Genomic DNA, 13,609 nt, shown 5'->3' on the forward strand with positions numbered 1-13,609 from the left:
TTAATCTCCGGCGACATAGCTACAAGCTGGAAAGCACTCGTAGGTGTCGTGACCTTACTAACGTAGCCTAGTTAAAGACTTAGACTGGCTATCTCGTCCACTTTTGTCCAGTGTTTAGCGGATAGCAGCCTTTGATGCTGTGATGCGATCGACCCAATTTACACAAACCCACCAGCACAACTTCCTTTTTTTTTGAAAAAAGACTGGCAAAAAATTACCAGTCTCTTTGCAATATTAAGGGATTAAATTTAGATACATCAAACTGCTAGTTATCAAGTCAAAATTGACAAAATTTAACAATCGACATTGGAGAGTGGCGAAGCGCCACTACCAATTACCAATCACTAGCAAACTGACTTAGATATCCTGTTCGCTCAATTCGCGAATCATGTAATCAAAAGGCTGTTCCAGAAAAGGCCCCACAGTCAAGCCAGCAGCTTGAACTTGAGCCTTGACCATTTCCTTCATAATCCCGATCCCCATCACCGTCGGGCCAATGGGTACACTCAGTGAATTGTAAGTTTCCCGTAGCCCTTGCAGAACCCGCTCATCAAGCACGTCTGTACTGCCAGCCACTAGAGCGTAAGTAGCATAGCGCAAGTAGTAGTCCATATCCCGCAGACAAGCCGCATAGCGACGAGTCGTGTAAGCATTTCCACCCGGACGGATTAGTTCCGGTTGTTGAGCGAATAATTGAATACCAGCTTGCTTGACAATAGCCGCTGCATTACTGTTAATTGCTGCTGCTGCTTGTACTCGTGCTGTACCCGTTGCAAAATAAGATTTCAACCGATCGATACCATCTCGGTCTAAATACCTACCAGCAACATCATAATTTTCAATCAGACTCGTCACTGCATCGCGCATAAGTTTCTCTCCCAAAAATCTTTATCAATACTTTGCTATCTGAGACAGACCGCCTATTGTAGACTACTACAAATCGGCCTTTGATTAAGATTTGAGATAGGATTTTCAGGGACGGTAGTAAATCCCCGACCGAACCACCAAAATTTTGTCCCATATCTTGTATCTTCAGCCGAAAATGGACAACAGAAGAGCAGCAAACTATGTGGAAACCCGATCGCTTTTGAAAAAAATGTATTGAAAGATACAAAAAAACCAGTAATGAATGCCTATTATCGGCCACATAGTCTGAAATCTGCCGTTAGCGAAGCACTCGTTGCAGGATCGCCCAGACCAAACCAATATCAGGAGTAAGCCATGTTCCAGACACCCCAAGAAGCCTTAAACTACATAAAAGAAAATAACATCCAGATCGTTGACCTCAAATTCATCGATATGCCGGGGATCTGGCAACACCTATCCCTGTTCCACGACCAAATCGACGAAACAGCCTTCACAGACGGCGTACCCTTCGACGGTTCCAGCATTCGGGGCTGGAAAGCCATCAACGAATCAGACATGACAATGGTCATCGATCCTACCACCGCTTGGATCGACCCGTTCATGGCAGAACCCACCATCAGCTTCATTTGCAGCATTAAAGAACCACGCACAGGCGAACCCTACAGCCGATGTCCCCGCACCATAGCCCAAAAAGCCGTAGACTACTTAGTTAGCACCGGTCTCGGCGATACCGCATTTTTTGGCCCGGAAGCAGAATTCTTCATTTTTGACGATGTTCGCTTCGACCAAACCCAAAACAGTGGCTATTACTATGTAGACTCTGTAGAAGGACGTTGGAATTCCGGCAAAGAAGAACCGGGCGGCAACCTCGGCTACAAACCACGTTACAAAGAAGGTTATTTCCCAGTAGCACCAACCGATACCTCTCAAGACATGAGAACGGAAATGCTGCTGACAATGGCAAAATGTGGCGTACCCATTGAAAAACACCACCACGAAGTCGCCACCGGTGGCCAGTGCGAACTCGGCTTCCGCTTTGACACTTTAGTCAAAGCCGCAGACTATTTGTTAACTTACAAATACGTCATCAAAAACGTCGGCAGAAAATACGGCAAAACCATCACCTTCATGCCCAAACCATTGTTTAACGACAATGGTTCCGGGATGCACGTTCACCAGTCAATTTGGAAAGACGGTCAACCGTTATTTGCTGGCGACCAATATGCTGGTTTCAGTCAAATGGGACTGCATTACATCGGCGGTATTCTCAAGCACGCCCCGGCACTTTTGGCAATCACCAATCCCACAACTAATTCCTACAAACGGTTAGTTCCCGGTTTTGAAGCCCCTGTAAACTTAGCTTATTCTCAAGGAAATCGATCGGCCTCAGTACGGATTCCCTTGTCGGGAACTAACCCCAAAGCTAAGCGCTTAGAATTCCGCTGTCCCGATGCCACTTCCAATCCCTATTTAGCCTTTGCAGCCATGCTGTGCGCGGGTTTAGACGGCATCAAGAATCAAATCGATCCGGGTGAACCTTTGGATGTGGATATCTACGATTTATCCCCGGAAGAATTGAGCAAAATTCCTTCGACTCCCGGTTCCTTGGAAGGTGCTCTGGAAGCTTTGGAAAAAGACCATGCTTTCTTGACTGATACTGGGGTATTTAGCGAAGATTTCATCAAAACTTGGATTTCTTACAAACTCGATAATGAAGTTAACCCCATGCGGTTACGTCCTCACCCCTACGAGTTTGCTTTGTACTACGACTGTTAGATAGTTCGTCTGTCCTGGACGGACTATTAACCTAAAAAACCCGGTTTGTGGCGATCGCCCTCAAAGTCAAAGGAGGCAAGGACCTTCATAAACCGGGTTTTTTGCGTAAGTCCTATGAAATTTAAAGTCTCAAATTAGCCGATGCCCATCCCGGAGCTTCGGTCAATTATCAGATATTAAAACTTCTGTATCAATGCCCAAACTTTACCCTTGCCCGATACCATTAGGACGACACTGTGAGTAATCCTTCCCATAGTAGCATCCGAGACATTTTCTACTACCCATTTAGTTGCTTTTTCATCAAGGATGAACAAATCCTGGGGGCTAGTACCTGCCTGAAGTCGGTATATTTTATTCAGAATAAAACGCTTCTGTGCCTCCGCTTTTGAGATGCCAGTGACCTCACCGGGATCTATGGAAATGGCACTTCCTATTTTTAATGTGCCTTTGGAATTGCTCAAGTTAGGATTGTTCTTTTTTGCTATGTGGACGGTTTGAATCTGCAAGTCAGGTGTGGTTGGTGATATATTTAAGCTAGGGTCGATAGCCCCATATGCTTCCAAACCAAGAAGTGTAGAAGCAGCAGTCAAAATTACGCAAAGTTTAAAATAATTCACAGCCAAGTCCGAAAATGGATGATGTAAGAAACATTATACATAAATAAGTATAAGCGCTTTGTGAGGAAAAAACAAATAACCAATAACAAATAACCAATAACAAATAACCAATAACCAATAACCAACAACAAATAACCAATAACCCATAACAAATAACAAATAACCAATAACACATAACCAATAACCAATAACAAATAACCAATAACAAATAACCAACAACTATAAGAGTTAAAGTTACTTACAAAAAAACTTCTACCCTGCGAGTGAATTAGGAATCCCAAAAACTGCGTTACAATCCTAAAGGTATCTTTACAAAAAAACATAAAACAATGACCGTAGCCTATCCCCGCAAGCTTCGCAACGGCATGGGAGCCCGTGAAGTTTTAGCTCAAGTCGTGCGCGATCGCGAAATTCACCTGATCACTCTCAACCGCTACCGCTTTAGCGAACAGCGCAGTTGCAAAGACCTCACCGACTTGATTGAACAGCTAGACGGGGAACCAGCCGAACTCGTCCGCGACCTCTCCCGGCACATTTCCGACGAAGCGCGGCACGCCATGTGGCTGACTGACTTGCTGGTAGACTTGGGCCAAAATGTGGGCAAGCCGCCGGGAGTATCCTACATCGACGAGTTTGAAAGACTGTTCGACAGCGAACAGAAAGACCCCACCAAGGACCGCGAAGATTTTGTAATTTCTTCCCTAGCGGCGATTAATGTCACCGAAAAGCGGGGCTGCGAATACTTCGGAGCGCACATCCACGCCCTGAAAAATGCTCCGCAAACTGACGAAAACGTCAAAATCCGCGAAACTATCGAAAAGATTTTTCCCGAAGAAGCAGGCCACGTCCGCTGGGGAAATCGGTGGTTGGGAAACATAGCAGCCAAAAGCCCAGCCCACGCCCAGAAGGTGGAACAGGCGAAGCGCAAGTATGCGGCGATCGAACAAGCTGCATTTGCATCGGGAATGGATATCATGCTGGGGGCAGAACTGCGCCGTGTCACCCGCCTGGTGGATATTGCTAATACAATGCCCCTGTGGGAACGCCCCCAATACTTGATGGAACGCCTACCGGCAACTTTGTTGGCCCCGGATTTGCAAATGACTAGGGTTGATGTGGCTCAGCGGGCCTGGAACCGTGACCCCCAGGCATTTGTGGAGAAGTTTGTGCCCATGTTTCTCAATGGACTGAATAACTCTCAAAAGAAGCCGACGGCGACTACGACTAAGCCCTAAACCAGGCGGTTGAAAGAGACTGTTGGTGAATTAAAAAAAGGGTGAAATCAAACATCCCATAATCCTGGCAAGACGCAAATCTCGATCGCAATTGTTGCTAACTGATTTAAGGCTTGACTTGGCATCATCCCCGTACCTCAAGGTACGGGGATTCCTAATATCCAGCGCGGTGGAAACCGCGAGCGTAAAAAGTATCGCACAGCATAGCAAATTGTCGGCGAGTTATAGCAAATTCTCTCTTCATCGTCCTGTATTAAACTCTCTCTTCTCTTCCTTCGCGTTCTTCGCGCCTTCGCGGTTAAATCATATGGCTGGTTAATGCTGGGTATCGCCGTGTTGATTAGGAAAATACTTCGATAGTAGCGCTATAATGATTGATAATTCTTAAAAACAGACTCATAAACATGGTGCAATTAACCGCAAAAGTCTCGGCTCAAGAGTTAGCAAGTTTAGCCGTAGATTTGATTAAGAAATCGGGTTGTGAATACGGTGATGTGCGTTTTTGTGCTTACCGAAGGCAGAGTCTTTACGCGCGCGATCGCTCTTTAAGCAATATCTCTGATAATGTTAGTTCTGGTTTTGGTGTGCGGGTACTCCTGGATGGGGCCTGGGGCTTTGCTGCCAGTCACAATCGTACAGCGGCTGAGGTGGCTAGAATTGTGGCTTTGGCTGTAGAAATCGCCAAAGGTAGTCGTTTGACTCAAAAAGAACCGGTGCGGTTGGTGCCTGTTGACAAATATGTCGATCGCTATATTACTCCGATCGCCATTGACCCGTTTTCTGTACCAGTCGCTGACAAAGCCGAACTCCTACTAAATATTAACACACAACTGTTAACTCATGGCGATAGAGGTATCAAAAAAGCTTATTCTTTTCTGCAATTCAACCACGAAGATAAGGTTTTCGCTTCTACGGAAGGTTCGCTAATCGAACAAACCATTTACCGCAGTTATCCGGGCTTTAGCTGTACGGCAATTGCGGGCGGCGATGCCCAAAGTCGCGAATACGAACGCCCGCCCTTAAATCTGGGTTACGAACATATTAACCCAACTGATTTGCTGAGTCAAGTAAATAGAGTGGCCGCCGAAGCAATTGAGAAAGTCGCTGCGCCAAAAATGCCTGCTGGTATTTGTAAATCCCTGATTCTCAAGCCGACAAATTTATTTTTGACCATCCACGAATCCGTCGGACATCCAACGGAATTAGACCGAGTTTATGGCTACGAATCTAATTTCGCGGGTACGAGTTTTGCTACTACCGATAAGTTGAATAAACTGCAATACGGCGCACCTTGGGTGAACTTCAAGTGCGATCGCACTCAACCGGCCGGTCGCGGTACAATGGGTTACGATGATGAGGGCGTAAAATCACAGGATTGGTACGTTGTCAAGGATGGCATTTTAGTTGATTATCTAACTGATAGAGAAACAGCATATCGCCTCGGACGTGCCACCAGCAACGGTTCTGCCTGTGCTGACAGTTGGTCGAGCGTGCCGATGGTCAGAATTCCTAATTTGGGATTGGAACCGGGCCCGGATGGCGGTAGTCATACTGCTACTTTGGATGAGATGATTGCTGATACGGAAGATGGGATTTTAATCGACGGTGTGGGCAGTTTTTCCATCGATCAGCAGCGGCGTAATTTTCAATTCGGTGGCGATGCTTTCTGGAAGGTGGAAAAGGGTAAAGTTGTGGGAATGTTGAAGGATGTAACTTATCATTCGATGAGCACGGATTTCTGGAATCAAATAGATGCGATCGGACCTGCTTCAGAACGGGTACAGTGTGGTACGAATATGTGTGGTAAAGGTGAACCGATGCAGGTAGCTCAAATGACTCATGCTTGTGTACCGGTGCGGGTGAGGGATATTCAAATTGGGGGAAATTCTTAATTCGGAATGATTTAACCACAGAGGGCGCAGAGAACACAGAGAGAACTCGGAGATGAATAATTCAGATTTATGATAGTAACGACATCGCCTGCAATTTTAAGTGAAGACCAAGCCTTATCTTTGGTAGAAAAAGTAGTCAAACAATCCGAAGCTGAAGCAGTATTTGTCAGTCTCTATACTGGCGAAGAATCTCTTTCTCGATTCTCGGAAAATCAAATCAGCCAAAATATCAGCAAAACTGTATTTAGCCTGAATATTACTAGCTATTTTGGTAACAAAAGTGCCTCCGCTGCGGTGACGGATTTTGACGAAGATGCGATCGCCCAAACCATCAAACGCTCTGAAGAGTTAGCCAAAATTGCCCCCGCAGACCCCGAATGGATGCCACTGTTACCCCCTCAAACCTACGATTTGCCCCCCGCAGCCTTTGACGAAGCAACGGCTGCTGCATCGCCTATAGCACGGGCAGAAATGGTGCGACAAGCTTGTGCGATCGCCTCACAAGCAGGTGCTAACGCTTCCGGTACTTTGAGCACTGAGGCGTCATTGTATGCGATCGCATCGAGCACCGGACTCCGCGCCTGCAATCAATCTACAGAGGCGAATTTCGGCTTTACAGCCCGCATTGACAACGGTTCTAGCTGGACTGAACGCACAGCTTGGAGTATTAGTCAACTACCGATCGCCCCATTGGCCCAACAAGTAGTCGATCGGGCGATCGCATCCCGCAACCCGCGCGAAATCAATCCCGGCATTTATCCTGTAATCTTTGATGGTGCGGCGTTTGCGGATTTGCTACCCTGGGTAATTTGGGGGATGGATGCGAGGGCGGCGGATGAAGGGCGATCGTTTATGTCGATCGCAGATGAAACCGGAAAACCCGTGGGAAACCGCGCGGGCGAACAACTTTTCAGCCCCCTGGTGCAAGTACAGCGCGATCCGGCACATCCTTTATTGCGATCGGGTAATTTTTTCGGCGATGGATTAAGCAATAACTATTTGGAAATCATCAAAAATGGCATCCCTCAAAGCTTGTCTTATTCCCGCTATTGGGCAGCCCAAAAAGGTAAAGAATCAAAGGGTGCTTATTACCCGATCGTGATGACAGGTTCCGACCAAAGTTTAGCAGATATAATTGCTCAAACTGAGCGCGGAATTTTCGTCAGTCGAGCTTGGTACGTCAACTACGTAAATCCCAAGACATCGGAAGTAACAGGAATGACTCGTGACGGTACTTTTTGGATTGAAAACGGCAAGATTGCTTACCCGATTAAGAACTTGCGTTTCAATCAAGTTTTACCTGATATGTTGCGCGATGTAGATAGCCTGAGTGAAGTAAAACGTTATGGCGGTAGTGTAGTACCAGCAGTGCGCGTGAAAGCCTTTAATTTTACCAGTATTACTGATAGTTTGTAACCCAAAATTTCCCAGAATTTGTAGGGGCGGGTTTTACCAACAATCATTGCCTAAAACCCATAATCTCCTAAACCCGCCCTCACTCACCCAATATTTCCCAGAATTTGTAGGGGCGGGTTATACCAACAATCATTGCCGATAATCGACAATCTAAATAAACCCGCCCCCACCCAATATTTTCCAGAATTTGTAGGGGCGGGTTATACCAACAATCATTGCCAATAATCGACAATCTAAATAAACCCGCCCCCACCCCATATTTCCCAGAATCTGTAGGGGCGGGTTATACCAACAATCATTGCCAATAATCGACAATCTAAATAAACCCGCCCCCACCCAAGGGTAAATTGGAATCTACCTCTTTAATCTAATCGAAAAATGCTGCAAATAGATATCCGCGAAGTTAACAACCAACAAGAATTAGAAAAAATGTTCCATCAGCGCTGGCTGGTTTTGCGATCGCCCCTAGGCATGGAAAAGGGTAGCGAAAGAGACAATCACGAAGATGGCGCTGTTCATTTAGTTGCAATATGCGATCGCCAAATTATTGCTTCAGCGCGACTGCGCGAATCATCCCCAGGAGTAGGAAACATCAGCTACGTTGCCGTGCTTCCTGAATTTCAAAATCAGGGAATTGGCACTAAATTAATTGAAAACTTAATCGTCAAAGCTCAGCAAAAAAATCTCAAATCTGTCAGACTTATGTCTCGAATGAACGCCATTAAATTTTACCAAAAAATAGGATTCTCGGAACAAGATAAGCCCTTTGAATTCCTGGGAATTCCGCACATATTTATGCAGTTAGAAATTCCAGCATGATTTCTAATGCGATCGCCCAGAGTGCAAAATTGAATTAACCGTGAAACCTGTACTCTTTTTGTGCTATAGGTTTCAGGGCTTTGTGGGTATGTATTCCGGTGGCTGGGGCTGCAAGTCCCAGGAAGTTCAAAATTTTGGGGAGGGGACGCATCTACCTTAAGGTAGATTATTATTTCTGATAACTTAGGATTAAAACCAGCTACTATAGTCATCAGTCAGTTATCAGTTGTCCCTTGTCCGTTGCCTATTCTCTGTTCTCAGTAGTAACAAACAACAAATAATAAACAACAAATTACCCCTTACCAATTACCCATTACCCCTTACCAAATTACCCAATGCCCCATTCCCCATTCCCCATTCCCCATTAACTAATGAATCAATACTTTGCTACAGTGGCGCGCGGATTAGAAAATATTGCCGCCCAAGAATTAGAAAAATTAGGAGCCCAGGATGTCAAGCCAGATTTTACTGGGGTGTACTTTTCGGGCGATCGCGCTTTATTGTATCGTGTAAATCTGTGGTCTAGAACCATTTTTCGAGTCCTAGTACCCATCGCCGAATTCCAGTGTTACAACTCAGATATGCTGTACCGCGCAGTCCAGAAAATCTCTTGGGATGAGTTTTTGGATGCTGACAATACTTTAGCAGTCAACTGTACGGGTGGCAATGAAAAATTGAACCACACTCATTTTACAGCTTTGCAGGTCAAAAATGCGATCGCCGACCAACAGCGCCATCAATTCAACAAGCGTTCGAGTGTGGATGTCGAGAATCCCGATTTGCTGATTAACATTCACATTCATCGAGATAGAGCTATCTTAAGTTTAGACAGTTCTGGTGGTAGTTTGCACCGACGGGGATATCGGCCCGCAATGGGTATGGCACCCTTAAAAGAAACCCTAGCTGCGGCTTTGTTGGACATGGCAGAATGGACACCTGATTTACCTTTTTTAGACCCCATGTGCGGTTCGGGAACTTTACCTTTGGAAGCTAGTTTAAAGGGTTTGAATATTGCGCCGGGATTGTTTCGAGACAAGTTTGGATTTATGAGTTGGCGAGATTTTGACGAACCCTTATGGGATAAATTGTGGGCTGAAGCCGAGAATAGCGAATTACCGGAACTTCAGCAAGTGGTTGCAGGATGCGATCGCGATTCTGATATGTTAACCCAAGCTAGAATCAATGCACAGCAAGCAGGTCTTTCAGGTAAGATCGAGTTTGCTCACACCGAGTTATCTGAGTTGGAACCACCCGCAGACAGTGGCGTTCTCATTTGCAATCCTCCCTACGGAGAAAGGCTAGGCGATGCTAAGGAATTGGGAGAACTTTATAAGATGTTAGGGGATATTTTCAAGCAGCGTTTTAAAGGTTGGAATGCGTTTATTTTGACGGGAAATAAGGAGTTGGGAAAACAGGTTGGTCTGAGAACATCCAAGCGAATTCCTGTTTTCAACGGTTCCATTCCTTGTACTTTACTAAAATATGAACTGTATTGAAGAGCTATAGTAAACATCCAACTCTAGCTGACAATGACGCATATTGATTAAAACAGGTTAGGCAAAATGAAAATCTTTGAATTAGACGAACATAAACTGATTTTGGGAGATGTGTTAGAAGTCCTTTCTCATGAAATCAAAGACAACTCAATTGATTTGATTTTTGCCGACCCTCCCTATAATATTGGCAAAAACTTCGATGGATTTAAAGACAAGTGGGAATCAGAAAGCGATTATTTAGAATGGAGTTATATCAAATCCGGTAACATCGGAATTATTCATCTCTCTTATCTCCCTCTGTGTTCTCTGCGTTCTCTGTGGTTAAATCATTCCGATGCAGCCGGAAACGATATTATACTTGGTTAAATTTATGTATTAATAAGCTCAAACCTAACAGCAGCTTGTATCTGATGGCTTCCACTCAATGTATGCCTTACTTTGATATATATTTGCGCGATCGTTTAACAATTCTTTCTCGAATAGTGTGGTATTATGACAGTTCGGGAGTCCAAGCAAAAAAATATTACGGTTCTCTGTACGAACCTATTTTATATTGTGTCAAAGACAAACGAAATTATACATTTAATTCCTCAGATATTCTGGTTGAAGCAAAAACTGGAGCTGTCAGAAAACTAATTGATTACCGCAAGTCTACACCATCAGTATATAATTCTGAAAAAGTTCCAGGTAATGTATGGGAGTTTCCCAGAGTCAGATATCGTATGCCCCAATACGAAGATCATCCTAGCCAAAAACCCACATCTTTGTTAGAACGAATTATCAAAGCAAGTAGTAATGAGGGAGACATCGTATTAGACGTATTTTCTGGAACTTTTACCACATCATTTGTTGCTAAACAGCTTAATAGAAAGTCAGTCGGAATAGAATTACAAGAAAAATATGTAGAAATAGGATTAAATAGATTAGAGATTACTTGTGATGAAAATAAATTTTATTTCAAGTTATCTGCAACTGATATTGCTTGTAATAAGGACTGTTCGTCCTTACTACAAACGCAACTCAATACTGAGAATTAAGGCTCGATTTTCACCGAAATAATCTTGTCGCCTTGGCGGATAGCATTGACTACAGACATATCCTCAGTTTGACCAAAAGTTGTGTGAACTCCATCTAGATGAGACTGGGGAGAATGGCAAATAAAGAATTGGCTACCACCCGTATTTTTGCCTGCGTGGGCCATCGATAAAGTTCCTGCCAAATGTTTGTGGGAGTTGATTTCGCAGTTAATTTTGTAACCAGGGCCACCTGTGCCATTGCCTTTTGGACAGCCGCCTTGAATCATAAAGTTAGGAATTACTCGGTGAAAGGAAAGTCCGTCATAAAAACCTTTTTCTGCTAAGTCAACAAAATTCTTAACTGTATTAGGCGCATCTGCATCAAACAATTCCAAATTGATTGTGCCTTTGTCCGTTTCCATAATCGCGCGGGTCATGATTTTTCCTTGATTTCTAAAGTGAGCGTGTTGTCTGCGTGTGAATTGCGGACTGCGCTTTGATAGCGACTGATTTCATCATATCGCTATGTTTTGGCTAAAGGAAGTGTAGCATACTATCGTAACTCTCAATTGCTGGTAACTTTTTTGCGATCGCCCTCTTCCTGAAAGTCACTCATATTAAAAATGAAAGGAACTCGACTAGAACCGCTACCCATAACCAACACCTTTGGCATTTGAGCACCACCACTTCTCCAAGCTTCGATAGCCTCCTTTTGCAGCACTAAATCACCGCCCTGAGCCTTTAAAGTTTCAGCCAAAAGCCTTTGAGCTTCCGCCCTACCTTGAGCGCGGTTAATATCTGCTTGAGCCTGTTGTTCTGCTTCCTGAGCCACATAAACAGCCCTTTGTGCCCGCTGTTCAGCAACCTGTTTTTCCTCAACCGCTTTCGCAAAATCGGTGGAGAATCGAATATTAACAACGCTCGTATCAAGTACGATTACATCATACTTGGATAGCCTTTCCTTCAGTGCAGTATCAAAGTCTCGTTTCAGCTCACTTCTTTGAGTAATAGATTGTTCAGCAGTTCTCAAGGCTGCGGCTGTTTTAAATGCTTCTTGCGTCTGAGGAGCAATAATTTTTGCAACTATATTATCCAAGGTTCCTTGAGTCCTTCTGATATCAACTACTCTGGCCGGATCGAGGCGAAAGTTGATAGCAAAACTAGCATTTAAATCCTGAAGGTCTTTGGTAGCACTCTGGGCCGGAACTTCAAATTTTTGCACTGTTACATCGTACACATCTACCTTAGATATCAGCGGAGGTCTCAAGTGAAATCCCTCTAACAATGCCCCATCTGTGGCTTTTCCTAAAACGCTGACCACCCCTGCTTCACCGGGATTAATCACGACAAAAGAGTTGAACCCAAGCAGCAGCGCGCCAACTAATAGAATCCCAGCGATTGCTGATGATATGCTCTGGAAATTTTGAGATTTCAAACTACACCTTCCTTTGTGATAAATCAATTATAATGGTTAAAGTGTCGATAGTTAATAAAAATTCTGGTCTCTTTGTACCTAAAAATGTTAAAAGCTTAGAGCCCCAACTTTTTCAATAAGTCGGGGCTCTGGGTCTTGGGTTGCCCTGGTTCCGTTGAATTAATTGGTCTTATAGTTTTCCTCAGTCCAGCAGCGGGGCAAAACTTCGCCGGAGGGAAAAACTAATTTACCCTTGGGAAAATTCACTGGTTCTTGCTCTTCTTCACCAGCTTGATTTCGCCCCAATACTTCATTTTTCGCAGGACTAATTAAACTATCGACATCGAGGATTTCTACCAAGTCGCCTGATTCTTTTTCTTGTAAAAGCATACTTTCTCCTTAAAGAGTGAATGTGAGTTTAGGGTTTGATTACAACAGCTTAATTACACTATTGAATATTATTTGATTTTAAATTAAGATAAGATGTCTTATCTCTATCCGAGGTATAATTTGTTAATCTATCTTTCGAGTCTTTTCAAGAGTATAAAACAATTGGATGCCATGTGGGACAAAATTAGCGCGCATATCTCCGAAGTAACGAGAGACAAATTTGCGATCGACAATCGTCGTTCTGTCAGCGGTGGCTGCATTAATCAAGGCTATACTATCAGCAGCAATTCCCGCACTTATTTCACGAAAATCAATCAAGCTTCCCAAGTCGCGATGTTTGAAGCTGAAGCCCTGGGTTTGCAGCAAATGCGGGAAACCCAGACGATTCGAGTACCGGAGCCGATTTGTTGGGGAACTGAGGGGAATTCTGCTTATATTGTGCTGGAATGGCTGGATTTGGGAGGTCACGGGGGCGATAGAGCTTGGGAGGAAATGGGGCGTAAACTGGCTGCAATGCACAAATGCACCCCCCCCAGCCCCCCCTTGTTAAGGGGGGGAGAAGAGGTTGATTCTGGCTTGTTGAGGGGGGGAGAAGAGGTTGATTCTGGCTTGTTAAGGGGGGGAGATGAGGTTGATTCTGGCTTGTTAAGGGGGGGAGATGAGGTTGATTC

Annotated in this window: 14 protein-coding genes; 9 read left to right on the plus strand and 5 right to left on the minus strand. The window is 44.4% G+C overall.

Annotation, left to right across the window (positions count from 1 at the left end):
- Positions 1–357 precede the first annotated feature (357 nt).
- Positions 358–867, minus strand: a complete 510-nt coding sequence (gene apcB, locus ACBR23_RS27080; protein WP_341734139.1) for an allophycocyanin subunit beta — start codon at positions 865–867, stop codon at positions 358–360.
- A gap of 354 nt (positions 868–1,221) precedes the next feature.
- On the opposite strand from apcB, the gene glnA reads away from it, so the two are divergent.
- The gene (glnA, locus tag ACBR23_RS27085) at positions 1,222–2,643 is read left to right on the plus strand and encodes a type I glutamate--ammonia ligase (protein WP_371118019.1); all 1,422 of its coding nucleotides are present in this window, start codon (positions 1,222–1,224) and stop codon (positions 2,641–2,643) included.
- A gap of 176 nt (positions 2,644–2,819) precedes the next feature.
- Here glnA and ACBR23_RS27090 read toward each other — a convergent pair whose 3' ends face one another.
- Positions 2,820–3,260 (minus strand): hypothetical protein, encoded by a 441-nt coding sequence (locus ACBR23_RS27090; RefSeq protein WP_371120777.1) that lies wholly within the window; start codon positions 3,258–3,260, stop codon positions 2,820–2,822.
- Between the two features lie 329 nt (positions 3,261–3,589).
- On the opposite strand from ACBR23_RS27090, the gene ACBR23_RS27095 reads away from it, so the two are divergent.
- The 7 genes from ACBR23_RS27095 to yhdJ all read left to right on the plus strand — a co-directional run bounded on the left by ACBR23_RS27095 (position 3,590) and on the right by yhdJ (position 11,155).
- On the plus strand, positions 3,590–4,495 hold the full coding sequence (locus tag ACBR23_RS27095; RefSeq protein ID WP_371120778.1) for a ferritin-like domain-containing protein: 906 nt from the start codon (positions 3,590–3,592) through the stop codon (positions 4,493–4,495).
- A gap of 404 nt (positions 4,496–4,899) precedes the next feature.
- Positions 4,900–6,387, plus strand: a complete 1,488-nt coding sequence (locus tag ACBR23_RS27100; RefSeq protein WP_371118016.1) for a TldD/PmbA family protein — start codon at positions 4,900–4,902, stop codon at positions 6,385–6,387.
- A gap of 69 nt (positions 6,388–6,456) precedes the next feature.
- On the plus strand, positions 6,457–7,803 hold the full coding sequence (locus ACBR23_RS27105) for a TldD/PmbA family protein (RefSeq protein ID WP_371120779.1): 1,347 nt from the start codon (positions 6,457–6,459) through the stop codon (positions 7,801–7,803).
- Between the two features lie 378 nt (positions 7,804–8,181).
- Positions 8,182–8,622 (plus strand): GNAT family N-acetyltransferase, encoded by a 441-nt coding sequence (locus tag ACBR23_RS27110; protein WP_371120780.1) that lies wholly within the window; start codon positions 8,182–8,184, stop codon positions 8,620–8,622.
- Positions 8,623–8,993: 371 nt separating this feature from the next.
- Complete coding sequence (locus ACBR23_RS27115) at positions 8,994–10,118, plus strand: class I SAM-dependent RNA methyltransferase (protein ID WP_371120781.1); 1,125 nt, start codon at positions 8,994–8,996, stop codon at positions 10,116–10,118.
- A 66-nt stretch (positions 10,119–10,184) separates the two neighbouring features.
- Positions 10,185–10,484 carry a DNA methyltransferase gene (locus tag ACBR23_RS27120; RefSeq protein WP_371120782.1) on the plus strand — a complete coding sequence of 100 codons (300 nt, stop codon included), beginning with the start codon at positions 10,185–10,187 and terminating at the stop codon, positions 10,482–10,484.
- Complete coding sequence (yhdJ, locus tag ACBR23_RS27125) at positions 10,436–11,155, plus strand: adenine-specific DNA-methyltransferase (protein WP_371120783.1); 720 nt, start codon at positions 10,436–10,438, stop codon at positions 11,153–11,155. Before ACBR23_RS27120 ends, yhdJ begins: the two co-directional genes overlap by 49 nt.
- On the opposite strand, the gene ACBR23_RS27130 is transcribed toward yhdJ, so the two are convergent.
- The 3 genes from ACBR23_RS27130 to ACBR23_RS27140 all read right to left on the minus strand — a co-directional run bounded on the left by ACBR23_RS27130 (position 11,152) and on the right by ACBR23_RS27140 (position 12,938).
- Positions 11,152–11,571 (minus strand): peptidylprolyl isomerase, encoded by a 420-nt coding sequence (locus tag ACBR23_RS27130; RefSeq protein WP_341734148.1) that lies wholly within the window; start codon positions 11,569–11,571, stop codon positions 11,152–11,154. The genes yhdJ and ACBR23_RS27130 overlap by 4 nt on opposite strands.
- Before the next feature lie 128 nt (positions 11,572–11,699).
- A complete protein-coding gene (locus tag ACBR23_RS27135) occupies positions 11,700–12,569 on the minus strand; it encodes a prohibitin family protein (protein WP_341739003.1) in 870 nt (289 codons plus the stop codon).
- Positions 12,570–12,728: 159 nt separating this feature from the next.
- Positions 12,729–12,938: an acetyltransferase gene (locus tag ACBR23_RS27140; RefSeq protein WP_340523150.1), complete on the minus strand. Its 210-nt coding sequence runs from the start codon at positions 12,936–12,938 to the stop codon at positions 12,729–12,731.
- A 171-nt stretch (positions 12,939–13,109) separates the two neighbouring features.
- Between ACBR23_RS27140 and ACBR23_RS27145 the strand changes: the two genes are divergently transcribed.
- The coding region (locus ACBR23_RS27145; RefSeq protein ID WP_371125714.1) for a fructosamine kinase family protein at positions 13,110–13,609 on the plus strand (500 nt) is incomplete at its 3' end.

The sequence above is a fragment of the Microcoleus sp. genome (assembly GCF_041354475.1).
GTDB lineage: Bacteria > Cyanobacteriota > Cyanobacteriia > Cyanobacteriales > Microcoleaceae > Microcoleus.